General features: G+C 35.4%; 18 protein-coding genes and 3 pseudogenes. 12 read left to right on the top strand and 9 right to left on the bottom strand.

Going from position 1 to position 25,059, the window contains the following annotated elements:
• Window position 1: 1 nt before the first annotated feature.
• Both pheT and GO684_RS00260 read right to left on the bottom strand, forming a co-directional pair.
• Window positions 2–2,380, bottom strand: coding sequence for a phenylalanine--tRNA ligase subunit beta (gene pheT / locus GO684_RS00265; RefSeq protein WP_175938082.1), 2,379 nt, complete (start codon window positions 2,378–2,380; stop codon window positions 2–4).
• Between the two features lie 128 nt (window positions 2,381–2,508).
• Window positions 2,509–3,461 (bottom strand): annotated as a pseudogene (locus GO684_RS00260) (IS630 family transposase).
• 640 nt (window positions 3,462–4,101) lie between these two features.
• On the opposite strand from GO684_RS00260, the gene GO684_RS00255 reads away from it, so the two are divergent.
• The 7 genes from GO684_RS00255 (at window position 4,102) to GO684_RS00230 (ending at window position 8,552) form a co-directional block, all read left to right on the top strand.
• A complete protein-coding gene (locus tag GO684_RS00255) occupies window positions 4,102–4,827 on the top strand; it encodes a F0F1 ATP synthase subunit A (protein WP_175938081.1) in 726 nt (241 codons plus the stop codon).
• A gap of 59 nt (window positions 4,828–4,886) precedes the next feature.
• Window positions 4,887–5,114, top strand: coding sequence for a F0F1 ATP synthase subunit C (locus tag GO684_RS00250; RefSeq protein ID WP_175838195.1), 228 nt, complete (start codon window positions 4,887–4,889; stop codon window positions 5,112–5,114).
• Between the two features lie 3 nt (window positions 5,115–5,117).
• Window positions 5,118–5,597, top strand: coding sequence for a F0F1 ATP synthase subunit B family protein (locus GO684_RS00245; protein WP_175938080.1), 480 nt, complete (start codon window positions 5,118–5,120; stop codon window positions 5,595–5,597).
• Window positions 5,598–5,605: 8 nt separating this feature from the next.
• Window positions 5,606–6,082 carry a hypothetical protein gene (locus GO684_RS00240; protein ID WP_175938079.1) on the top strand — a complete coding sequence of 159 codons (477 nt, stop codon included), beginning with the start codon at window positions 5,606–5,608 and terminating at the stop codon, window positions 6,080–6,082.
• Window positions 6,083–6,527: 445 nt separating this feature from the next.
• Window positions 6,528–6,659, top strand: a complete 132-nt coding sequence (locus GO684_RS05455) for a hypothetical protein (protein ID WP_255419628.1) — start codon at window positions 6,528–6,530, stop codon at window positions 6,657–6,659.
• A 416-nt stretch (window positions 6,660–7,075) separates the two neighbouring features.
• Window positions 7,076–7,318, top strand: coding sequence for a hypothetical protein (locus tag GO684_RS04975; protein WP_246228155.1), 243 nt, complete (start codon window positions 7,076–7,078; stop codon window positions 7,316–7,318).
• A 226-nt stretch (window positions 7,319–7,544) separates the two neighbouring features.
• Window positions 7,545–8,552, top strand: coding sequence for a COX15/CtaA family protein (locus GO684_RS00230; RefSeq protein ID WP_175938078.1), 1,008 nt, complete (start codon window positions 7,545–7,547; stop codon window positions 8,550–8,552).
• Here GO684_RS00230 and GO684_RS00225 read toward each other — a convergent pair.
• Both GO684_RS00225 and GO684_RS00220 read right to left on the bottom strand, forming a co-directional pair.
• On the bottom strand, window positions 8,535–10,514 hold the full coding sequence (locus tag GO684_RS00225) for an ATP-binding protein (RefSeq protein ID WP_175938077.1): 1,980 nt from the start codon (window positions 10,512–10,514) through the stop codon (window positions 8,535–8,537). The two genes, GO684_RS00230 and GO684_RS00225, sit on opposite strands and share 18 nt — an antisense overlap.
• 71 nt (window positions 10,515–10,585) lie before the next feature.
• On the bottom strand, window positions 10,586–11,323 hold the full coding sequence (locus tag GO684_RS00220; RefSeq protein ID WP_175938076.1) for a hypothetical protein: 738 nt from the start codon (window positions 11,321–11,323) through the stop codon (window positions 10,586–10,588).
• A 157-nt stretch (window positions 11,324–11,480) separates the two neighbouring features.
• Between GO684_RS00220 and gltX the strand changes: the two genes are divergently transcribed.
• Window positions 11,481–12,842, top strand: coding sequence for a glutamate--tRNA ligase (gene gltX, locus GO684_RS00215; protein ID WP_175938075.1), 1,362 nt, complete (start codon window positions 11,481–11,483; stop codon window positions 12,840–12,842).
• A gap of 353 nt (window positions 12,843–13,195) precedes the next feature.
• Here the strand turns inward: gltX and GO684_RS00210 are convergent, their stop codons facing one another.
• On the bottom strand, window positions 13,196–14,347 hold the full coding sequence (locus GO684_RS00210) for a class I SAM-dependent methyltransferase (RefSeq protein ID WP_175938074.1): 1,152 nt from the start codon (window positions 14,345–14,347) through the stop codon (window positions 13,196–13,198).
• 81 nt (window positions 14,348–14,428) lie between these two features.
• Here GO684_RS00210 and GO684_RS00205 point away from each other — a divergent pair, with 81 nt between their 5' ends.
• On the top strand, window positions 14,429–14,812 hold the full coding sequence (locus GO684_RS00205) for a hypothetical protein (protein WP_175938073.1): 384 nt from the start codon (window positions 14,429–14,431) through the stop codon (window positions 14,810–14,812).
• Window positions 14,813–15,097: a DUF2610 domain-containing protein gene (locus tag GO684_RS00200; RefSeq protein ID WP_175938072.1), complete on the top strand. Its 285-nt coding sequence runs from the start codon at window positions 14,813–14,815 to the stop codon at window positions 15,095–15,097.
• Window positions 15,098–15,103: 6 nt separating this feature from the next.
• On the opposite strand, the gene dapD is transcribed toward GO684_RS00200, so the two are convergent.
• The gene (dapD, locus tag GO684_RS00195) at window positions 15,104–15,934 is read right to left on the bottom strand and encodes a 2,3,4,5-tetrahydropyridine-2,6-dicarboxylate N-succinyltransferase (protein WP_175938071.1); all 831 of its coding nucleotides are present in this window, start codon (window positions 15,932–15,934) and stop codon (window positions 15,104–15,106) included.
• 649 nt (window positions 15,935–16,583) lie between these two features.
• On the opposite strand from dapD, the gene sdhA reads away from it, so the two are divergent.
• A complete protein-coding gene (gene sdhA, locus GO684_RS00190) occupies window positions 16,584–18,389 on the top strand; it encodes a succinate dehydrogenase flavoprotein subunit (protein WP_175938070.1) in 1,806 nt (601 codons plus the stop codon).
• Here sdhA and GO684_RS00185 read toward each other — a convergent pair.
• A complete protein-coding gene (locus GO684_RS00185; RefSeq protein ID WP_175938069.1) occupies window positions 18,361–21,411 on the bottom strand; it encodes an ankyrin repeat domain-containing protein in 3,051 nt (1,016 codons plus the stop codon). The two genes, sdhA and GO684_RS00185, sit on opposite strands and share 29 nt — an antisense overlap.
• A 441-nt stretch (window positions 21,412–21,852) precedes the next feature.
• On the opposite strand from GO684_RS00185, the gene GO684_RS00180 reads away from it, so the two are divergent.
• Window positions 21,853–23,184: a dihydroorotase gene (locus GO684_RS00180; RefSeq protein ID WP_175938068.1), complete on the top strand. Its 1,332-nt coding sequence runs from the start codon at window positions 21,853–21,855 to the stop codon at window positions 23,182–23,184.
• 11 nt (window positions 23,185–23,195) lie between these two features.
• On the opposite strand, the pseudogene GO684_RS00175 reads toward GO684_RS00180, so the two are convergent.
• Window positions 23,196–23,306: pseudogene (locus tag GO684_RS00175) on the bottom strand (PDDEXK nuclease domain-containing protein); the annotation flags it as partial.
• Between the two features lie 47 nt (window positions 23,307–23,353).
• Window positions 23,354–24,330, bottom strand: a pseudogene (locus GO684_RS00170) (IS630 family transposase).
• Window positions 24,331–25,059: the final 729 nt, after the last annotated feature.

Here is a 25,059-nt window from a genome sequence, read left to right as displayed (position 1 = left end):
ATTAGATATATCTCAAGATTCCTCCAGTATTTTCACACACTAAGTTGACTATGGCACTCGATTCTTTTTGAATTTCCTCTTCAACCAAGGTGTGAGTTGGAGAACAGAAAGTAACTGATAATGCTATAGACATTTTATTCGGCTCCATGTTATTTCCATAGTATACGTCGAATAAGAAAGCTTCCGTGATGAGCTCTGAGCTTTTTTTTACCATGCTGACTATTCTACCAACTTCTACATCCCTATTTACAATAAACGCAAAATCGCGCTTTACGCTTTGATACTTATAATCAATAAATTTTTTTCTGTTCACAGGTAAATTTCCAATATTTTCTAATATCATCTCAAAGCCTACAACTTTTTGCTTGATGTCAAAAAGATCTAATATATCAGGATGCAACTCCCCAAAACAACCTATTACCTTACCCTTGAAGGAGAAAGTGCCTGACTTTCCTGGGTGGTAATATTTTTTTTCTGCTCTTTCCACTATTAAATTTCCATAACTGACATTAAAAAACTCCAAAACTGCTATTAAGTCAGCCTTTGCATCAAAAATGTCTATCTTCCTATCAGTATTATAATGGTTTCGCGGCAAATTATTGCCTGTCCTTATTCCACTCAAAACATACTTAGGTTGGTCGAGACTATCATAAACCGGTCCAATCTCAAAAATTGCAAGATCAGAAACTCCATTGACAATGTTGTCGGCAATAACTTGCAACAAATTTGGAGTGATACTTGGCCTCATTATATTGAAGTTACTATTAAATGGATTATCGATGGTAAATAACTTACCTGAGTAGCCAAATTTTTCAGCTACCGATTCACTCATAAATGACCAAGTAAGCACTTCATGAAATCCTCTACTTGTCATCAAAATACACAAATTACCGTGCGTATTGATTTCTACCTCAACGTTGTCTATTAGCGGCTCCTCTTTTATTCTATCATATCCATATATTCTTACCACCTCTTCAACTAGGTCAGCAGGTATAGCAATATCCGATCTCCAGCTTGGTACTTTTACATTCCAATTATTCTCAGTTTTTTTATCAGCGCTAAACCCTAATTTTGTTAAGATGTCAAATATCTCATTAGGCAATATAGACACACTTCCAAACTTGTTTACATCTTGATAATCAAAACTCACCTTGTTGTCAGCTTCATCCAAACTGCCAGCAAATACTACATTTGATGCTTCCCCACCACACAAATCAACAATCATCTGAGCTGCAAAGTGGAGCCCATCAAGAACAAATCCAGGATCAACTGAACGTATAAATCTGTAACTTGAGTCTGTAGAAATGTTGAGTTGCCTTGAAGATTTAGCAACAGAGATAGGATTAAACCAAGCAGATTCTAAAAAGATATCGGTAGTTTCAAGTGTACATCTACTACACTCACCACCTATAATTCCAGCAATTGCATGAATATTCTCATCATCAGAAATAACGCTTATATCATTGCTTAATAAGTACTCTTTACCATTTAAACCAGTAAATTTTTCTCCGTTGTTTGCTTTGCGTACTATGAGTTCTCCTTCTATTTTTTTTGCATCATATGCATGCATCGGGCGACCAAAGGACATCATAATATAGTTAGTAATATCAACTATTGCAGAAACGGAACGCATTCCTATGGACTCCAATCTATCTTTTAACCATCTTGGGCTCTCCTTATTTCTCACATTGGAAATGTATACTCCACTAATAAAGCTCTCGCCGTCGATGACCTTAACATTTATAGAAGAGCTCATTGTCATTCCAGACTGGAATCTATCTTGGACTCTCGCATCATGCGCTGGAATAGCATTAAAATGAGTTAAGGAACTTAATGTTCCAATTCCAGTTGCTGCTAAATCTCGAGCTATCCCATGCACGCCCAGACAATCTCCACGATTTGCAGTAACATTTATATCAATCACAGAATCACAATTGAAAAACTTATCCCCCACTTTATAATCGTCAGAAAGCTCAATTATTCCTTCACTTTTCTCTTGAGCCAGCGCAAGCTCAGAAGCAGAACAGAGCATTCCTTCACTTAGCACCCCTCGTATTTTCATGGTCTTAATTGTGAGATTACTCTCTGGCAATGTGCTGCCAAGAGATGCAAGTACAGTCTTTAAGCCTTCTTTAACGTTATTTGCTCCACAGACTATTTGTAGAGTTTTACTTCCATCATCTACTTTACACAGCTTCAACTTATCAGCATTTGGATGAGGCATTACTTCCAACACTCTCACAACAATAAACCCCGCCAATTTGGTATTGTTGACCACATCTTCTACTTCTAACCCTATATGAGTTAACTTATCAGTAATTTCTTCTAAACTAGCATCGGTTTCTAAGTGCTCTAGTAACCAAGATAACGTAAACCTCATGAATCCTTAAAGAAACAAAGAAGTTATTGTAATATAAAATGTAATGCTTTTAAAGTTTGTTGTAGTAAATAGCTTCTCTATTACAAGAAACAACAGAGAAGTTCATGCTAATTCCTATTATTAACAGGTCAATAAGCGACATAGCAGAGTTGTTCAATTGTGGAGCAAGAAAAAGAGGTAATACATTTGCACAAAGCGCACTCAAGTAAAGTAATTATATTATAAACTTATTACGCAAAATGTTCTGTCTCATATGTAACCAAAGTCTCTCAACAGGATTGAACTCGGACGAGCATGGTGGTAAACATATAACCTTAATACTTTTAGGTATCTTTAAATTTTTTGACTTACGCTAACTAGCACAATCCACGATAAGAAAGGCTTCTCGTATTCTTAAACATTAAGACACCTGTTCAAGGAATATATCCATACAATCAGTGTTGATATTCGGTGCAAATAAGCTAGAGCTCTCTTTCCATTTCTAGAATTAACTGCATTGTAGAGATAAAATTTTGTCCACCTAATTTTACTTTCCCGTGTTCTAACGCCCTTTTTAGATCACCTGTCCAACTTCAAATGTATGCTAAATAGCAATTCATCAAAGATAAATAACTCTTATCCAGGATGCTTACCAATAGTCTTACTAAGTTTTTTAACTCTTCCTGTATACCTTTATCCCATTCATTGGAATTGGTCTTGGTATAATATACAAAAACTTCATTTTTTGCATATTATAAATGTACTATAGACTTGCTAACATTTGAGCTAAATTTTCTCCTGGATTCTTATTCTCTTTTCTCTAATGGTAATATTAATACTTTCTTATATCCACACTTCAAGTTGCTCAAATTGACTCTCATTCAATCTAGTTTTTCTACGACGTTAAGGGTGAGTAAACAATTTTACTTCTCTTCTAAGTTTTAGGTGCTTTATCCATGCAATTAGTGCTGTCCTTGAACAGCAACATATTTTTGCTATAATTATAGCATTCAGTTTTTTTGTAACATATGCGTTATTTCACACTTTTTTCAGCACTTTTTTTTCCTATTCCACAACCTTTATCCAATAATTTTGATTTCAACGCAGTTTAAAAACCTGCTATTTTACTTATTTCAGTATGGCTTCCTTTTCACTATTGCTTATCCATTCCTCGTATAGCAATATTAATATAAGCAGAAAAAAAGCCTTGGTTAATATCTATTAAAAAACATTGGCATTTTTTACATTTTAAATACTTAATAAACACAACTTAGTTGCTTTTTAATGCGACTAAACCCCTAGTCGTAAATATTTAAAAAACTTACTAGGCAGAAAAAAGGCAAAAAATATCTGTATTGGATAGTATTTACTCTCCAATCCTGCTGCAAATTAGCATACTATGTTGCCCAAACACTCTATAAGCGCGTTTCAGCTTATGTAGCTAAAACCTAGAAATGTTGTGAAGACAAAAGTACACATAGTGCAAAAAATTAAACATAAGATGCTAATTATGCAATACCTCGTTATTTAATCCACACAGATTGAAGACAACTGAATACCTCAAATCTACGGCAAGACTTGTGCCAAGTAGTTTTCTTGAGTTACCCAAATGATAGTAGGCAAAAACTATATAGTTTATAAGAAGTCTAGTGTTACATGGTCCTGTACTATCTTAACTCTTGACTTCGTCCCACAGAATTAATACTTTATTTACTGTTACAGTCTAAATCTATAGGGTAAAAATGGAGTTAAATCCGCTAGAACAGTTTAAAATACATACAATAGTAGAATTACCCAAACTATTCGGGCATGATATAAATTTTACCAACTCATCCCTTTTTATGATGATTTCAGTAGTATCGGTCATACTTTTCTTGCTCTTGGGGGTAAGGCAAGGCGCAATAATACCAGGCTATTTGCAAGCTGCAGTCGAGTGCGTATATGATTTTGTTATTTCCATAATAGAAAATAACACTGGAAGCAAAGGCTTAAAGCACATTCCGTTGGTATTTACAGTATTTATTTTCACTTTATCGTGTAATTTAGTTGGTGTGCTTCCTTATAGTTTTACGGTTACAAGTCATATGATAGTTACTTTCGCTCTATCAATGATAGTTTTCACTTATACAACAGTTGTTGGATTCAAAGAAAGAGGAATAAAATTTCTACGCATACTGTTACCGGAAGGCATTCCATCATGGCTTGCACCCATGATAATTTTTATTAAGCTATTTGCTTACTTGGCAAGGCCTATAAGCTTATCAATAAGGCTTGCTGCAAACATGATTGCGGGTCATACAATTATTAAAGTAGTAGCAGGGTTTATTATGAATATGCATTTGACTCTAATCCCTGTGCCGTTTTTGTTTATAATTGCACTAATAGGATTCGAAGTGTTTGTTGCAATTCTACAAGCTTATATATTTACCATATTAATGTGCATATATTTGTCAGATACGGTAAAGTAATTGACTTTTCTCTAGAGAGTTTTATAATTAATACATAAAAAAATAGTTAAAGGTAACATATGGAGTTAGTAGCTTTAAAGTTTATAGCGATTGGTTTAAGCGTACTTGGCATACTGGGAGCAGGCCTTGGTGTAGCAAGTATATTTTCTACTATGCTAAGTGGGCTTGCAAGAAACCCTGAATCGGAAAGTAAAATGAAAATTTACGTTTATGTTGGTGCCGGTATGGTTGAATTTACGGGGTTGCTCGCGTTTGTTCTTGCAATGCTATTGATGTTTGTTGCTTAACATATGCCACAGCTTGATGCTTCAACTTTCTTTTCTCAAGTTTTTTGGTTTTTAATTTTTTTTTCTTTACTGTTCTTTGTAGTACGTTATTTATTTCTGCCAAAGTTAGATAGAATAATAAACACTAGAAGTAAAAGGATATTGAATTCTTTTAATAGTTCTATTCACCTTCTAATGCTCATAGAAAATCAGACTATTAAATATAACGCAGCTTTAAATCAAGCTAGGGCGCGAGCTAAAAAAGTCATAGATGATGCACTAGTCCAAGTAGAAAAGATGAGGGCTGACGCAAAGAATATATTGGAAGAGAAAGACAAAGAAATAAGTAAGCTCGTTGAAGAAAAAGTTGCAAAGTTCAAGTCTGAGCACACTGATGAGTTAAGGCAAATGGCTACTAATATCGCCTTGATTTATTACAATAAGTTAACTAATTCTGAAATTGAAGAGGAATTTGTTGCTAATTTGGTATCCAAAGAATTTTAGGAGTTTTCATGTCTACGTCACTGATTATTAGTCTTGCTTTTTTTGTAGGCTTTATCCTTTCATATAAGTTATTAAAGAAAGTAGTAAAAAATGCTCTTAACAATAAGCGCAACAAGAGCAAACTTACGAATGAAGAGATTGAAAAATTCAGAAGAGATATGTTGGAGTATTACAAGAAATCCTCTGAAAAATACAAAAAATTAGATGAGGAAGTTAATAAAATGATGAATGAAGCGTTCGATAAGGCTGATAGTATCATTAAACGCAATAGAAAGCAGCTAGATCAGACGTTAGATAACAATGCACGTTCTCACCTGAAGAAAGTTACTGACCAAGTTGAAAAAGCCATCGGAGATTTGCAAGCTAACACAGCAAACATAGCTGCAGATGCTGTAAAGAAAATAATGCAAGAACATAAGGATAATAAGCGCAGTAGTGAGGTCATATCTTCATTCTCACGCAACCTAAATAAAAAACTACATTAGGTTTAACAAGGAAAACTCTTTTACTATAAATTCTACATAGCGCCCTGGTAAAAATTAAACAACACTACTTTTTTCATGGTTGAATACACAAGTTGAGATATCAACTATTGGATCAAGACCCGCCACGGTGATAGCTATGTATTAATGAAAGCGAATGGCGAACAAATTTTCTTAACTCGCACCTTGGTACTTCAGAATTTGCAAGCAACTATTTATACTACAAAACCTGACTTTTTAGTCAAGAAAACTAAGCTAAGCTCAGTATTTTTCACTTTTTTCTTTGTTGCAGCTTCAATTTTAACACTAACAGAGAAATACATACATTTCGCTTTGATGTTAATATTTATAGTTTGATGTTCTAGTTATTTGTTCAAACTTATAATTACGGTTTTTAGCTTATGCGAAATCTCCAACCAAAAAATGGATTAGAGTAGATGAATAAAGTATGTTAATAGAACAATTGATTGAAAGCATCAAAAGTTTGGATCACTTAAGATCAAAATTAGATGTAAAGTTTCTTATAGAAGGCAATGATCAGGAAATACTTGCAGCTATAGAAAAACATACTCTGCTATAATATTTTGAAGCGATAAAAGTGCCTCATTCTTTGCCTAAAATAAAGGCCAAGTTATGCAATTACGCTACGAGTTTCATAAGAGAAAAGTATGTGGTGACATATGATACAAATTACAACTTAGATCCATTGCAGTTTTAAAAAACACTGACTGAATTTGACCAGAGTGACGATAAGTTAGCTCGCGCGCAAATAAGACTGAATTGCTATAATTACAATCACAACTTTCTGACAAAATCCTTTTCTTTAGAATATATGAATTGGCTCCAGTGCTTATTGCCTGGATTTCAAAAAATGAACATGATGATACCTTTGGGTAATAGCAGTAACCACTTTTCAGTAGAGATTTCAAGGAAAGCGCTTTTCTGTGGTGTTTATAACGTTAGTGAATGTGCTAACTTAGGTTTGAGATTGCATAAATGGGACATCAAACTAAAATTATTGATCCGGAAACATTGGAAGAATCACCAATTACCGTGCCTGCTTGGATTAAGCAACAAGCACGTTGGATCAAGGACTACATGCAAACTTATATTGTTCGTTTTAAAAATATGAAGTTACTTTATAAATATACTGTACTTAAAGGAATTTTGCTATCGAACTTTATTGTCAGCTCTGCAGCTCTTGATCTTTTACTACTCAGTTTTTATTGCTTTCATTGATATTAATTCAAGTTTCAAACGAATTATTTTCGTCTTACTTTGTAGTGGCACACACTACTAATCTGATTCTTTTAACAATAGTCATAAGCAGCAAAAGATGCCTTTTCATTTTTATATAGCATCGACATTTTTTCCTGTCTATAATCTGCTGCATAGTGTTGCAGCTTTTCTCGCCTGTGGGAATTTATTACTGGCTCTCAACAATGGAATAAACTCAGCATAATTTATGGAACAAAAGCGACCAAAATCCGTAGCTATTTGGCTATTTCTCTGCTCTACCATGATAATCCTCATGGTAGGAATCGGTGGATTCACTAGACTTTCAAACGCAGGACTATCTATAACAGAGTGGGACCCAATTACTGGAGCACTTCCACCACTTAACAAGCAAAACTGGTTACAAGAAAAATCGAAATATGAGGCTACACCTGAATACAAAGCATTTAACTATGGTATGAGCATGGAGGAGTTTCGCACTCTATATTTAATAGAGTATATACATAGATTAGCTGCAAGGCTAACTGGGTTGATTTTCATTCTACCATTTATATATTTTACACTAAAAAAAAGAATATCTAAAAAGATAGTAACAAGGTTATCTATAGCACTATTATTCGGAGTCTTGCAAGCTTTTGCTGGTTGGTATATGGTTAAAAGCGGCTTAGTAGCTAAACCACATGTGAGCCACTATATGCTTGCGCTTCACCTGCTGTTAGCATTAGTTATTTTTGCATTATTATTATATCAATTTTTTGATTATCAAATTAGGCTAAAGCAAACTAAACTTAAGATTAGTGGCAACACTATACCCTACACAGGAATAATCCTGATCATGATTGTGGTACAGATGATTTTTGGAGCGTTTGTTGCAGGATTAAATGCTGGTTTAATTTACAACACCTTTCCACTAATGGATGGGCACATTATCCCAAAAGATTTATTTTTCTTACGGCCCATATGGTTAAATATCTTTGAAAACAGAGGAACAGTGCAATTTATACACCGAGCACTAGCATTGTTAATCTTGGCTATGATAACAATACTCACAATAAAAAACACAAGTGTAAAACCGGTGTATGCTATGCTGCTTTCCGTCATTATCCAGATAATTTTAGGAGTGGTCACTTTGTTGTTGCACATACCAATAACTACTGCTATAGCTCACCAAATGTCCTCATTTATCTTATTTGGGTCAGGTTTATATTTTCTATGTTATTTAAGAAAGCAGAGCTAACACTACATCATCAATCTGTACATTTTTTCCTTCTTGAATGAGAACGTTTTTTATCACCATTTCTGCTTCAGCACATATGATATTTTCCATTTTCATTGCTTCCACAACAAATAAAGGTTGCCCTATTTCTACCTGATCTCCTACATCTACGTGTAATTTAACTAACAAACCGGATATTGGAGATTTTACGACATCTACTGAGGCTTTTTCTGCTTCGTTATTTAACATGAACTTACTCAACTCAGCCACATAAGGTTTAAATATACAGCACTCGGCTTGCATTCCTGCATGCCCTATAAAGTATTTGCTGCCTTTTTTTTCTACTTTAAATGTTACATTAGTATCATCATTAATTGTAATACATAGTAACCTATAACTTGATTTCCACTTACCACTTACAGAATACATGTCATGATTGTATATTGTCGTTAAAACATTACCTTGGTACCTTGCATTTACAAGATATTCATTGCCATTTATTCTAACCACGAACACTTCATTGATCAACTTACCGTAATACCTTTCCTTACCTTCTAAATGAACATATAACCCAGCAAAAATAAACATTTTAATATATTCTTCTGTAACAAAATCACCATGAAATCCACTTGGGTAGTATTCTGGAATGAATCTTGTATGGAGCTTTGCTGCAATAAAATTTGGATGGTGGAAGATGGATTCTAGAAATTCTATATTACTTGTTACCCCTCCTATATAGCACTCAGACAATGCTTTTTGCATTCTGCTGATTGCTTCTATTCTATCTTTTCCATATGTTATTACTTTTGCAATCATTGAATCATAGAACATGCTGATTTCTGAGCCTGCAGCGACTCCATCGTCTATTCTTACATAATCATTTTCATTTGGTTTATCATAGTATTTTATTCTTCCGCTAGAAGGGAAAAACCTCTTTGATGGATCTTCAGCACAAATTCTACTTTCTATTGCAGAACCGATCAGTCTAATATCGCCTTGACTGAACCTTAATTTCTCTCCACAAGAAGTTCGTATCATTTCTTCTACTATATCTATTCCAGTTACAAATTCTGTTACTGGATGCTCAACTTGTAATCTCGTATTTACTTCAAGAAAATAGAAGTTTTGATCTTTATCCACAACAAACTCAACTGTACCTACTGAAAAATAGCCAACTTGCTTTGCCAGGGAAATACATTGGGTATACATCTCTTGTTTTACTTTCTCGCTAATGAATGGTCCTGGCGTTTCTTCTATTACTTTCTGATTATTCCTTTGTACTGAGCACTCCCTTTCTCCAAGGCACACTACATTGCCATATTTATCTGCTATGATCTGTATTTCAATGTGTCTTGGTAGCTCTATATATTTCTCTATAAAGATACTACCATCCTTAAAGCTCTTCTCCGCCTCGTTCACTGCTGACGTGAATGCTAGTTCAATTTCCCTTTTGGAGTTTACAACTCGCATACCTTTGCCACCACCACCTGATACTGCTTTTAGCATAACAGGAAAACCAATCTCCTCCGCAACCTGAGCTGCGTGGACAGTATCATCAATCTTACCCATATATCCTGGCACTACATTGACCCCAGCCTTTCTTGCAATTTCTTTTGCTGTTATTTTGTTAGCTGTAACTTCTATTATTTCTGCACTTGGCCCAATGAAATCTATATTGTGTTTTTGCAGAGCACATGGAAAATCTGGATTTTCTGCTAAAAACCCGTAGCCTGGATGCACAGCTTGTGCACCTGTTTCAACTGCTACTTCGCATATTTTTTCAATATTTAAGTAACTAAGATAAGCAGGCGAAGGACCAATGTACCTTGACTCATCTGCCTGCCTTACATGCACAGAATTTACATCTGCATCTGAGTACACACATACACAGGATATACCCATTTTACGGGCAGTTTTAATAATCCTGCAAGAGATTTCCCCTCTGTTTGCTATTAAAATCTTACTGTACTTCTTTTCTGTCATCGTATAAGTACACTTTATTTAACTTAAGAAAGTAAATTCCTATATCACCGTCTACAAGTAACTTCCTTTCTTCACATATAGGTACCAGGTGCTACTATTTTTGCAGCATCCTTAGCACTAATATTTTCCATTAGAGTGTTCACATCATTTGAGTCATATATTTCGCCGAATACCTTAAACGACAAACACGCAACCCCACCAGAAGCTATTGTCGCTACTGAAGCTAGTGCAAGCTCTTGAGAGCACAAGTATAGAAAATATAAAGATAAACACAAGGCAATAATACACGCTATAGTCCCTACTATATATAAGCACAGGCAAAATTTCTTATTACATAAAAGGCTCTCTTTTATACCTGCGATTTTTCTTATGTCTTCTTTATCTTCCCTACCAACCATATCAAGGGGAGTCCTTTTTGTGGAATCAGTTAACGCACATCTACTACTTAACGCACTTCTAACGTAATTCTTGAATTTTTCTAGCTTTTCTGGATCATACTGCAATTTAGCCTTTTCCGAATTTAAGTGCTCAAATATTCCTTCTACTACTTTTGGCAGTATTTGCATCCTTGCTGCTATATGAAATGGGTTTATGTTACTTTCACTATATCCTAACAAACGAACATCATTTTTAATACTTTTTCTAAAAATAGATAAAAAAGCTTCAACATTTCTTGTCCTTGCGGCTAAATGCAAGAGATTATCTCCATTCGCTATTAATTTTGCTTTGTCGGATGGACCTGTATAACACCAATCAAGTGCATCTGTATTGCTTGAAAGCAGGCTTTTTATATATTCAAGTTCTCCCATAATCACCTCGCTATATTTAACCGATATTAAACTATACACTACAATTTATGAAGAACAAATACAATTAATCCTCCATGACAAATAATTTATAGTAATTCTAAATTGTTATAAACATGGATTTTAGCTATCATCGTTTACATTGCTATAATGAACAAATATGCCAAACATAGTTACTAGATTTGCTCCATCACCAACAGGGTTTCTGCACATTGGTGGGGCTCGTACTGCCTTATTTAATTGGCTCTATGCAAAGTACCATGGTGGCAGATTTTTGCTTAGAATTGAGGACACTGACAGGAAACGTTCAACACAGGAAGCGATTGACGCAATAATAAATGGGCTAAAATGGCTCGGTTTGAGCTATGACGGAGAAATAGTATACCAATCAAAAAGAATAGAACGGCACATCGAAGTTGCAAATCTTCTTGTTAAGAAAGGCAAGGCGTACCGCTGTTATTGCCCTGAAGGTGAGGTTGCAGAAAAGAAAGCAAAAGCGAGAAAGGAAGGGAAAATATATAAGCACAAGTGTATTAGTATGATACCAAATGCAAGGCCAGTTCTCCGCTTTAGTGTGCCAGATTCACAGGAGATCGTCGTCGATGATAAAATATACGGTCAAATTAAAGTAAATAGCGACCAACTTGATGATATAGTGATCTTACGCTCTGACAATACTCCAACATATATTTTTGCAGTGGTAGTTGACGACTATGATGCAGGAATAACTGATATAATACGTGGTTCTGACCACCTCGCTAATACTTTCAAGCAAGTGCTAATATATCAGGCTCTTGATTTCGATATTCCACGTTTTACGCATGTACCGCTAATTCACGGGGAAGATGGAAATAAGCTGTCCAAAAGACACGGTGCAACAAGCATTTGCGACTACGAAAAGATGGGAATATTGCCAAAAGCGATGCGTAATTACTTACTGAGACTTGGGTGGAGCCACGGCAATGATGAGATTATTGGCGATGAACAAGCAATAGAGTGGTTTAATTTAGAAAGCATTGGTCGTTCGCCTGCACGGCTTGATTCCAAAAAATTGGAGCATTTGAATAACCATTATATTAATAATATGAGCAATGAAGATATTCTAACTCTGATACTTAAAGAAAATACTCTAGCTGACAAAAAAAAGGACTATTTATTACAGGGATTAACAGAACTAAAAAAAAGAGTAAATTATCTAACAGAATTGCTGGATTTAGCTGAGTTTTATATAAAAGATCCACCTTTTAGTTTAAGTGAAGAAGCTGAGCAAGTTGTCAGATCTAACTTTGATATAATCAAGTTACTTGCGTCATTTCTTTCAAATATCGGAGATGAAAGCTGGAACAAGGACTTTCTGTCCTCTCAGATCAAGGAGTTTTCAAAATTATATGATATCAAAATGAGCGATGTTTACCACTCATTACGAGCCCCTATAACTGGGGTGATGGATGCACCAGGAATCATTGATATCATGATAATTCTTGGCAAAGATGAGTGTATAAGGAGATTGCAAGCAGTTTAAATGAAATATAGAGAAAATTTACTTAACAAACTTTTGCAGCCCCTTAATTATAGTATTAAAGGTATTCAGTTATCTTCAATTTGTGCAGGTCAAACGATGAAGTAGCCACGTCGTCGGTATCTTGTATTTAATTTTTTGCACTACGTATACTTCATGCCTTCACAACATTTCTAGGTATCTTACTCATATAAGCTGAAACGCATCTACAAGCGTTTAAGGCAGTATAGAACGCCAATTTGCAGGATTAGAGAATAAACAACTCCCACTACGTGGTTGTTTTACCTTTTTCCACTTTAACAAATTTCTTAAAACATTTATAGCTAAAGCAGTTTAGTGTAAAGGCAAACACAAGATTATAAATGCTGAATCAGCATTGCTTTAAAGAGAGTGCCCATGTTTTCAGTCAACCTTAAGAATTCACTAAAGATCCTATCCTTTTGTTCATCACTTGTATTTTCCATTAAAGCCTGGGTTCTTTCTCTTATACCAAAAAGATGTAAAAATTCTCTCTGAGTTAAAATTTCACAGTCTATGTATCTTAATGAATCTCTTAACGCTTGAAAATTTACAAGCGCAGTAATATCACTATTACCGACATTTTCAAGAAAATTAACATACTTATGTTGTTTTACCGATTGCAAAGTGCTTTTGTGAGAAGGATATACATAGCCATAATCTATGATCAAAGCAGCTCCCCCGTTATTCATTATCTTATCCTCAAGCGTTTTTAACACTTCAATCCCAGCTAAACATACTTCCACTACTGCATCATCAAAACCCTTTATCGTTCCAGTGCACGATACTGAAATCCAGTCTCTTGGTAATTTCATCGAAAATGTTGAATAGCGTGCCTGTTTATGATCAATTTTTCTGGATTCCAGTGTCATGCGCTGGAATGATAAAGAAAGAGCACTAGGATAACAAGAAAGGGGCACTGAGATAACAAGAAAGGGGCACTGAGATGATGTCCCATCATTCTGCTTTGTTACTCTATTTTCATACCACTCTCCATTACGATATACAAACTGATCTATCGGAAGAGCATCGAAGAATTCATTCGCTAGAAAAATGGTTGGTTGTTCCGGTAGATTATAGATATTTTCATGCCAACTGACTCCTAAACCCTTTAACTTTTCCTTTTGTATTTTCTGCAAAGCAGGACTTATCTCAATCAGATGAATGGCCATTGAACTAAAAAAGCCGCAGTGCTTTTTAGTGGTTCTTATTATATCATGAATGAGTGTTCCTCTACCCGGCCCAAGTTCGACTAGAGAAAACCTTGATGGCTTGCCCAACTTTTTCCACGTATGGATTACCCAAACTGCAATTATTTCACCAAATAATTGACTGATTTCAGGTGCTGTGATAAAATCACCACTTTTACCAAGCGGTAATTTATTCATGTAATAGCCATACTCTTTATGATATAGAGCGGCATTCATAAAATCACTGATGGATATTGATCCTTGGCTTTTATCAATTAATTCATGTATATAAGTAAGCATATTATTAATAAATATTTAACTATAGCGCGTCACACTATAAATATAGTAGAACATTTATATATAGTATAAATTTAAAAGCTTATGAATGATAGTGCTTCAATTATGGACGAACAAAACGTTACCCTTATGTTTCAAGATGATAGTATTGAATACAAGCTTAAAGAAATTGTCAATTTTGCAGAAAATAAGGTTATAAGCCCTGATGGGCTAACTTTACTAGAAGTATTTCAAGCGCTAGTCCAAATGTTAAATGGTGATCTAGAATTAGTAAAAAAAGTGCTAGCATACGCTAATACTATGGCAAAGCATGGAATGAAGATAGCAAAAGAGTCGCAACTGAACAAAGCTGATGTTCACCGAGTTTTGGAAAGCAAAAAAATTATTCTTCAAAGACAAGACTTTATGAAGAAATCGCCTCCTCTATCTGCTATAAAGCAGATCAAAAAGAAAAGCAGAGGTCTTTAGATGGCTGACTCTATAAGAAAATTTACTGTGCAGTGTGATTTCAAAGGACAAAGCTCACCTTTTGCAATATATATAGGGGATCCAAAAAGCAACACTCATCCAATACATCATCAAGATCTATGGCTTGTGAAAGAACGTGGAGGGAATATCCCTAATAAAGTCAAAGAAAGTCTGCAGAAGTTATATAAGTTATCTCAAGAAAATGGAATTCCCTTTTCAGAGTTATGCACCTATGCCATTACTATAGTTAATAATAATAACAAAAAAAGTAACAACAAGAAATGAGATAGTTTAATCTCTTAATATTTCATTAATGGAAGTCTTCAATCTTGTCTTTTTATCCACTTTTTTTACTATAATTGCACAATAGACTGAAATGTTATTTTTGGATAAAGTAGATCCTGGTACCACCACAGAATAAGGCGGCACTTCGCCGTAAAATACCTCATTAGTTTCCCTATCAATAATCTTTGTTGATGCTCCGATGAAAACTCCCATGCCCAAAACAGACCCTTCTCTTATTAGAACACCTTCAGCTATTTCGCTACGTGCGCCGATGAAGCAATTATCCTCTATAATAACTGGAGAAGCCTGAATAGGTTCTAAAACTCCACCGATTCCCACTCCTCCAGAAATATGGCAATTTTTCCCTACCTGTGCGCAGCTACCAATTGTTGACCAAGTGTCTATCATTGTACCAGAACTAATATATGCACCAACATTAATAAAACTTGGCATAAGAACAACGTTCGCACCTATGTAAGCAGATCGGCGAACAAAACATCCGGGAACTGCTCTAATTTTTGACTGGTGAAACTCTTTTTCATTCCATTTATCAAACTTATTATTGACTTTATCAAACCACCAACCGGTATAACCTAACATTTTGCTCTCTTCAGTAAGAAAATGTAATGATATTGCCTGCTTTATCCATGTATGCACTATCCACCCCCCATCTGACAGCCTTTCCGCTACTCTAATTTTGCCACTATCTAAGAGCTTAATTACTTCTCCAATTATTACTCTTGCTGCTCCCTTCACACTGCGATCGCTAAGTTCACTCCTATTTTCCCAAATATCCTCTATATCATTCTGTATTTTTTCTAGTTGCAAGTCTCCCATTTATTATATATTAATAATAAATTATAGCTTCGTATAACCCGAGTTTGTTACTGCTTCACGTACAAGTGCTGTGAAAATACAATGTAATAATTGCACTAAAATCTACTTAGTACTTCCCGAACAAATAGGTAAGTCTAGGAAAAAAGCAAAGTACACAAACTGTAATTACACATAACATGAATCTTACAAGAACTTGACAAGGTATACACTGCTAGTATGCAAGAAAAAAGAATTGATGGAAGGAACTTTTTACAAAACTTAATGTCTGCTACCTTAGCCTTTGCTATAGTAATAGGGTTATGCATCGCAATAGCTAATATTCTCAAAGAGATGAATAGAGTATATAAAACAACAAGCTATAAACTAGGATACAAAAAAAGCAAACTGATAGCCCAAATATAAAAAGGCTTGCTGCAAGTAAATTTTATTAAGACTATCTTTTTTTTATCTAATTTAAGATCTAGCCAAACAGGAGTCAACCACCAGGCGTCATCCAAATAGCTGATACTAAGACCCAGTTTCCATGACACAATTCCATCACACAAATTTTCCAGTTCTTTATTTAATAAGATTCATCGCATTTAGAAAACTTATATAGACTCTTTCCACTTTTGTGATACCATAAGCCTGTAGTCATGAATAAGCACATATGAATAAATCAGCGTATGAGATCATAGAACATGAATATGATATAGTGGTAGTGGGTGCAGGTGGAGCAGGGCTCAGGGCAACACTTGGAATGGCTGCTACTAATTTCTCAGTTGCCTGCATTTCTAAAATTTTTCCTACACGCAGTCATACAGTTGCGGCACAAGGTGGAATTAGTGCAGCCCTAGGTAATATTGCTGAAGATGATTGGCGCTGGCATGCGTATGACACAATAAAAGGCTCAGACTGGCTTGGTGATCAAGACGCAATAGAATATATGTGTAAAAATGCTGCTAAAGCTGTTATTGAACTTGAAAATTTCGGTGTACCTTTTTCTCGTACAGAAAGTGGTAAAATATATCAGCGTCCCTTTGGTGGAATGACAACTCACTTTGGCAAAGGAAAATCAGCCCAGCGTACTTGCGCAGCAGCAGACAAAACTGGGCACGCAATCCTTCACACTCTATATCAGCAGTGTCTTAAATTCAATGCTGAATTTTTTGTCGAATATTTTGTGATCGATTTAATCATGGATAACGAAACTGGAGCATGTTGTGGAGTTCTTGCTTGGTCGCTATGCGACGGCACATTACATAAATTTCGTGCACATTCGGTGGTATTAGCAACAGGTGGATATGGACGTGTTTATTTCTCTACGACAAGTGCACATACCTGCACAGGTGATGGTAATGGAATGGTAGTAAGAGCTGGATTACCACTTGAAGATATGGAGTTTGTGCAATTTCATCCAACAGGGACATATGGTTCAGGGTGCTTGATGACAGAAGGGTGCCGTGGTGAAGGCGGATATCTTGTTAATTCTCAAGGCGAAAGGTTTATGGAACGTTACGCGCCAAAAGCAAAGGATTTAGCTTCTCGTGACGTGGTAAGTCGTGCAATAACAATTGAAATCAGAGAGGGAAGAGGTGTAGGACCGAAAAAAGACCACATATACTTAACTATAGCACACCTCGATCCAGAAGTAATAAAACTAAGACTTCCAGGAATTAGCGAAACCGCAAGGACTTTTGCAGGAGTTGACGTTACTAAAGATCCGATACCTGTTATTCCAACTGTGCACTACAATATGGGCGGCATTCCAACTAATTACCATGGAGAAGTGATCACATTGAAGAAAGGCAAGGAAGAAGTAGTAGAAGGATTATTTGCAATCGGAGAAGCAGCGTGTGTCTCTGTGCATGGTGCAAATCGACTTGGTTCCAACTCGCTTCTTGATCTTGTAGTTTTTGGTAGAGCTGCAGCATTCAGAGCAAAAGAGAAACTAAAGCCTAACACACCACATAAAAGATTACACTCAACTTGTATAGATTGGATAGTAGATAGATTCAATAAGATACGGTTCGCTTCCGGAGGGCTTAGAGTATCGAAAATACGCAGCGAAATGCAGCACACTATGCAAAAATATGCATCAGTGTTCCGTGTTGCCGAGGTTTTAGAAGAAGGTAAAAAAGCTATAAAAGGAGTAGTAAAAATGATGCCTGATATCGCAGTTGAAGACCGCAGCATGGTATGGAACAGTAACTTAGTCGAAGCTTTGGAGCTTGCTAACATGATTCCACAAGCAGTTATTACTATGGAATGTGCAGCAAATCGCAAGGAAAGTAGAGGTGCCCATGCTCGTGAAGATTTTCCTGAACGTAACGACAAAAACTGGATGAAGCACACTATAGCATGGCTCGAGGAAAAGAAAGGGCAAATCAATATAAAAATTGATTACAAGAAAGTTGCTGAAGACACTCTGAGTGACGAGATTGATTTCATCGCGCCAGAGAAGAGGGTTTATTGATTTGCTTGTTGAAGCTTAACAACCCCTTAATAATTCGAAATATTGATATATTATATATTTCAGAACTAGGAAGGCTTTTAGTGCCTTTTGACTTGTCTGATGATTTTTGTGTTTCTTCTTTCTCTGAATTTTTGTGTTTATTTTCCACATTCTGTTGAGCAGCTCTTTTGGAAGCTTTGCCTTGTCCTATAGCTGGGTGATCATCTTTACTTTTAGGCACACTCTGTTCATCAGTGGCAAGTTCTTTCACAGACTTCTTAATACCACTAAACCCTAAAGTGAATATTATGCATAACACTCCAGTAATAGCTATAGTAGGCAACGCCGCTACGATTGCAATTTGCCCTTGGAAGCAAGAAAGTGTTACCATTGTAATAATAGTGGCTGCTACTGCAATTGCTAACAACATACTAGCTCTCCTGCAAGGATTAACACACTTCCGTACAATTTTGAAAGCACGTCCTATTTTTTTCATAGTGCTCTTCAATCTATCTGCAGCAGCCCCGCTTTGAGAATTAAACCATTTAGAAATGGTGCATACACCATATTTTGCTTCAAGCTTTTCTTTTAATTCTTTAGCTTTATCCCGTGCTTTTTGTGGTATCGTTTTATCATTCTTTGCATTTCGTAGAGCCAGATAGTACTTTTTAGTATGAAATTTCTCATCTTCTAACCATAAAGAATGAGGGTTAGCATTGTCTTTTAATAATATTGCACAAAATTTTGTTGTGTTGCCACCACCATACTTTCCGGAAGCAATTTTTTTATGTTGAGAAAGGTGTTCAAATTTTCCTTTCATTGCTCTCCTCTTCAACGCCTCTTGTATAAGAGTACTTTTGTCACCGGTGACTGCCTTAGCCTCACTTAATTCACTTCTGCTTGATATTAGATCCAAACATGCAACCTTTTGCTTGCCTTTAGATGACACAATATAGTGCAGAGCATCATTTCCCTCTTTATCCTGAACAGTAATATCAGCACCATTTTGTAGGAATAGTGCTAGAGTTCGATATCTACTAGTAGCGTTAAATTCTCTTTTAACTATATTTTGTATTTTATTTCCCAATGAAGATTTTTTACCCTTTTCCTGTATACGCTGAAGTACTTGATGAAGTGGCGTTTGTTTTGCTGTATTTTCAGTGTCCACAGCTTTTTTAAACTGTGTTTTAAGTTGCTCTTTTCCTTTCTCCTCGCTTACATTCAATACTATATTTAAAAATTCAAGCTTTTGTTCTTTTTTTGATTTTGCAACTATTAGATGTAAAGCATTGTTGTCACTTGCACCCTTAATACTAATATTCGCTCCTTTTCGTAATAGTTCTTTAAAAAGTTTCTCATTCTTATTTTTAATTGCTGAATGTAATAGATAATTATCATTACCATTTCGAGTATTTATAATATGCGCTACAATTTCTTTAATTTTTGTTTTTATCTCTAGTTCTAACTCAGGTTTCTTTACTGACTCTGCTAGCTTTTCCAGGAAACCAAGATAATATATCTTTTGCTTTTCACTTAAACTTTGTAGCGCTTCTTGAGGTAATTTTAACTGGTCTAGTTTAATCTCATGCTCTAACAATGTAACAGAAAACTTAAGTGTGTTGTCATCAGCCCGGATTATGTGAAGCCCATGTCTCCCTTTTGTTATCTTGTCAATAAGTGCCACCTGAAGAGGAGTTTTTTCACCCTGATTTTTACTATCAATAAGTCGTGCTAGATCTTCCTTAGAAATTACTTCCATTAGGATATTTAAAGATTTGCGTTTCTGTTCTTTCTTTAGCAGCGCAATAAGGTGTAAAATATTATTTCCATTTTCATCTTTTAGGTTAATATCCGCCCCTTTTTGCAGTAGCTTTTTAAAAAGTTCTTTATCACAATCGTCAATTGTCGAATGTAATAAATGATTACCATTAGCATCCGGGATATTTATAATACACGCTGTAACATCTTTAATTCTGTCTTCTATATTGATTCTCTGCTCTAATGTAGATTGCCTTACCGACTCTGCCAATTTTTCTAAGAGTTTAAAATGATATTTCCTGTGCTCTTTATCTAAGTTTTGTAACTCCTCTTTAGATAACTGCAAATCATTCACGTTAGCTCCTAGCTTAAACAAGCTTATAGCAGACTCTATCGTATGATCATCATATTGCGTAAACGGCCTTTTTAGAAATTTTCCAATTTTTTTAGGTATATTTTCAGAGCTATGCCTTCCCTTAGTTATCTTACTAAACAGCAATTTTTGTAATGGTGTTCGCCCTTCTCTAGGATTTATAGCCTTACTAAGCTTATCTTGAGATATTCTTCCTTTTTTCACTAAACTTAATATTAGATTTAAGCATGCAACTCTTTGCTTTCCTTGCGACAAAGCAATAACATAGTGTAAAGTGTTGTTATCGTCACCGTCTTTTGTGCTAATGTCTGCACCTTTTTGCACAAGTTTCTCAATTTGTTTCTTATTACCTAGTTTTGCTGCTTTCAGTAAATGATTATCAGTATTTTCATCTGCAAATACATCAAGAATTCTTTCCACATTTTCAGGCCCTTTATTATTGATTTGATGTCCACGATCGCTATCACTTCCACTACCTTCACTGTTCCTATGGTCATTTTGATTACGGGTAATACTATTAAAACAATATTTGCTATTACAAGTAATTTCAGAAATTACCTGTCCTATTTTCTCTTTTTTTATATAGTTTAATTCTTTCGATATTTTTCTACTCAATACCAGAAGAAAATACTGGACATAATACCTATAATACTTTTCTTGTTTCCCAAGTGATTCTTCCAATATAGTCAATACCTCAGGGCTAGCACCTTCCTTGAATAACCTTGTACACTTCTCGATGATTACATCTCGACCTCTTACCTTTTTACGCTTGTGCCCTTCTTTTTTTACCTTTCTCTCTACAGCGCCATACAATTGTTCATCCTTTTTATCCCGCTCTTGTTTTTCATTTCTATCTATACATTCACCTAATTTATCTGCATTAGTAGTTAGTGCAGTTATATCTATACCCATACTAAAACCCCACTATTAAAGCTATGTATCTTCTCAGCCATCAGCGCTGGAACCCTTTTCGCTTAAACTAAATAACCCATTGAATTAGACCTTTAAATTGAGCTAGATGTTGTATGTGTAGTCGAAATATAGGTAGAAAGGTTGAAAAATTAGTTTTTATTAGAAAACTTACCATTATGGTTAAACCCCACTTTAACATTTATCTACTATTTTAACCATTTAATCTTAAAAAATAATAAATATAGCTAAAATAGGTCAGGCACCTCCTGTAAAACATGACATTGCTATTAGCTCTCCGTCATACTGCTGCAGCATCTCACATGCTAACAGGTATAGACAACAAAATCGCCAGATCACTTTAGCTATAGTCTGCATCTTAATTTAGTTGTGCTTTATTAAAAAAAACTTTAGATTAATTCTATAATCAACACTCACAACTTAATGACTCAAACTTGGAATTTACTGCAAGCAGGGCAGAAGGAGAACTACAAGATAGCATATATAAATGCTCGTATTATTGACCCAGAAACTAAGCTTGATATAAATGGTTCACTACTGACTGAAGGAAATAAAATCATTGATTTTGGCGAATCATTACTTTCAAACGGGATACCAAGTGAAGTTGACGAGACAATAAACTGTAAAGGACTTGTTTTAATGCCAGGCCTTGTTGACATTCACGTGCATTTTCGCGAGCCAGGCCAGGAACACAAAGAAACTATATATACAGGCAGCAAATCTGCAGCCGCAGGAGGCATTACAACTGTAGTTTGTCAACCAAACACTACTCCAGCAATAGATAGTGTAATTTTGGCTAAGTATTTAAAATATAGAGCACTTGAAACTTCACATGTGAACATTGAATTTTATGCTAAAATCACTAGTTCAGAGAAAAAGCTAACTGAAATGGCACTTTTAAAAGAAGCAGGTGCAGTTGGGTTTACTGACGATGGCATGCCCGTCATGAATCCAATGATTATGAGACAGGCATTACTTTACTCAAGTATGCTGAATGTTCCTATTGCCCAACATGCCGAAGACCTAAATTTATCAGCAGGCGGCGCAATCAACGAAGGTAAAATTTCTGAAGCATTAGGAGTAAAGGGAATCTTAAGTGCATCAGAGTCAGTCATGGTAAGCCGTGATATACTGCTTATGAAAGACATAGAGAACGTACACTATCATATTTTACACATCTCTTCAAAAGACTCACTTAACGCTGTCAAACGTGCAAAAGATTTAGGGTTGAACGTCACATGCGAAGTAACCCCTCATCACTTCACTTTAACTGAAGACATGGTAAAACAACACGGAGCAATTGCAAAAATGAATCCGCCGCTTCGTACCGAAGAAGATCGTTTGGCTATGGTTGAAGGTTTAAAAACAGGTGTGGTTGACTGCATCGCAACCGACCATGCGCCACATGATCGTAGTTCTAAAGACCTGCCACTTGAGAGTGCCGCATTTGGTGTTGTAGGCCTCGAAACAATACTACCCCTTTCACTTGAACTTTACCACAATGGACAGATGGACCTATTTGATGTACTTGCAAAACTGACATACAAGCCTGCGGATATAATACACGTACCACGTGGTCGTATACAGAAGAACTTTGTCGCAGACCTAACTTTAGTTGATTTGAATCATGAGTGGGAAGTTAAAATTGACAGCTTTGCTAGCAAGTCAAAGAATTCTCCTTTTGGCGGGCGCAAAGTAAAAGGGCGCGTAGTACGCACTGTTGTGTCTGGCAAAACTGTGTATTCACAAAAATGATTTTCGTAGAATCACTTTTCCTTATCTGGAGTTTTTGATGACTTGGCTTCCAATTCTTCTATTGTTCGCAGAGCTGTCTTTATGTTTTTCGGTAAATTTTCAGTTATTTGATACTCTGCTAACCTACATTGATTTGGTTGTGCTTTGAAGAGCATATCCATACCAATTCTTATTGTTCGTGGGTCAAATAAGTAACATTGCAGAATTGTTTAATTGCGGAGTGAGAAATAGGGTAATAAATTTGCACAAAGAGCTCTCAAGAAAGCAATTGCATTATAGACTTTAGTTATATAAAATGTTCTGTTTTACAAGTCTTTCAACAGGACTAAGCTCGGGTGAGTATGGTGGTAGGTATATGTACCTTAAATTTTTTGACTTATACCAGCTAGTCAATCCATGACAAGAAAGGCTTCTCATGTTCTTAAATATTGCAACATTCGTTCAAAAAAATATTCATACAATCAGTGTTGACATTCGGTGCAAATAAGTTAGAACTCTCTCCATTTCAAGGATTAATTGCACTGTAGAGATAAAATTTTTCTACCTAATTTTACTTCAACTTATGCTCTAACGCCCTTTTTAAACTATCCGTGTCCAACTCTTGAATGTGTGCCAAACCATGATTCATAAAAGATGAATAACTCTTGTACAGGATACTCATCAACAGCCTCATTAAGTTTTTTTTAAACTCTTCCTGTCTACCTTTATCTTGTTCATCGCGAATTAGTTTAGTGTAATACGCGAAAACTTCATTTTTTGCATGTTACAGATGCACTGTAGACTTGCTGACATTCAAGCCAAATTTTTTCTGATTCTTATTCTCATTTCTTCAATGGTAATATTATGGTTTTCTTGTATCCATACTTCAACTTGTTCAAATTGAACCTGACTCAATTTAATTTTTCTACAACGTTGAGGGTGAGTAAACAATTCCTCTTCTCTTACAAATTTTAGATGCTTATCCATGCAGTTAGTGCTGCTTTTGAAATGCAACACATTTTCGCTACGCTGTTATACTGTACTTTTTCGCTGCAACTACAGCATTTAGTTTTTTTGTAACATATGTATTATTTCGCACTTCTCTCAGCACTTTTTTTTTACTGATCCCATAACTTTTTCATCCAATAATTTTGATTGCAACGCCATTTAAACTTCGCTATTTTACTCACTTTAGTATAGCTTCTCTTCCATGATTATCTATCTGTTCCTCATATAGTGAAAATTAGTAGCACTACCTCACGTTTCGAATTTTTATAAATCCGCTAAGTGCCACAATTATCGACTTAACCTTTGGCCCAAATGCGTCTGATGTAGCACCTTCTAGTAATCTGCTTCTTCCTTTTCCTGCATCTTCGACAACGGCTATGCCTTAGTTAATGTCCCATTACATAAGACTCAACTTTCAGGAGATCAACCTTTTGCTAAATACATGGTTCACCACACATTGTAATTTCTCCCCATATTTACAAGTATGAGGCAATTCTACTTTTATTACCTCATTTACGCACTCATTTTAGCAAGACAGTTACCCTTGCCCAATTTAATTGCAATATCCCTTTCGCTTTTTGCCTTACTCTTTTTTACTTTATCCAGCTTTCTGGGCTTAGTATTGATGAATTCTTAAATTTAAACCAAGCTTTTCCTTTATTTCCCATCTTCAAAGCCTTACTTCCTTAGCTTTGAGGCTTTAGACTTTTATTATCTCTCCAACCTTTCTATTCTGGTTTTAACTCCGCTATTTTCCACTTTAGGCTTTTACAGAGTTTTAAAAGATTCACCACATTATCTCACTTTTACCTTACCATTACCTTTGCACTACCTTATCTCTCTTACCTTACCACACCTCTAAACGGATATATGCATTAAGATGTTTTT

Origin of the sequence: Wolbachia endosymbiont of Litomosoides brasiliensis (assembly GCF_013366805.1) — a bacterium.
Taxonomy (GTDB): Bacteria; Pseudomonadota; Alphaproteobacteria; order Rickettsiales; family Anaplasmataceae; genus Wolbachia.
Note: the sequence above shows the minus strand (reverse complement) of the source record. Positions and strands in the feature narration are given on the sequence as shown.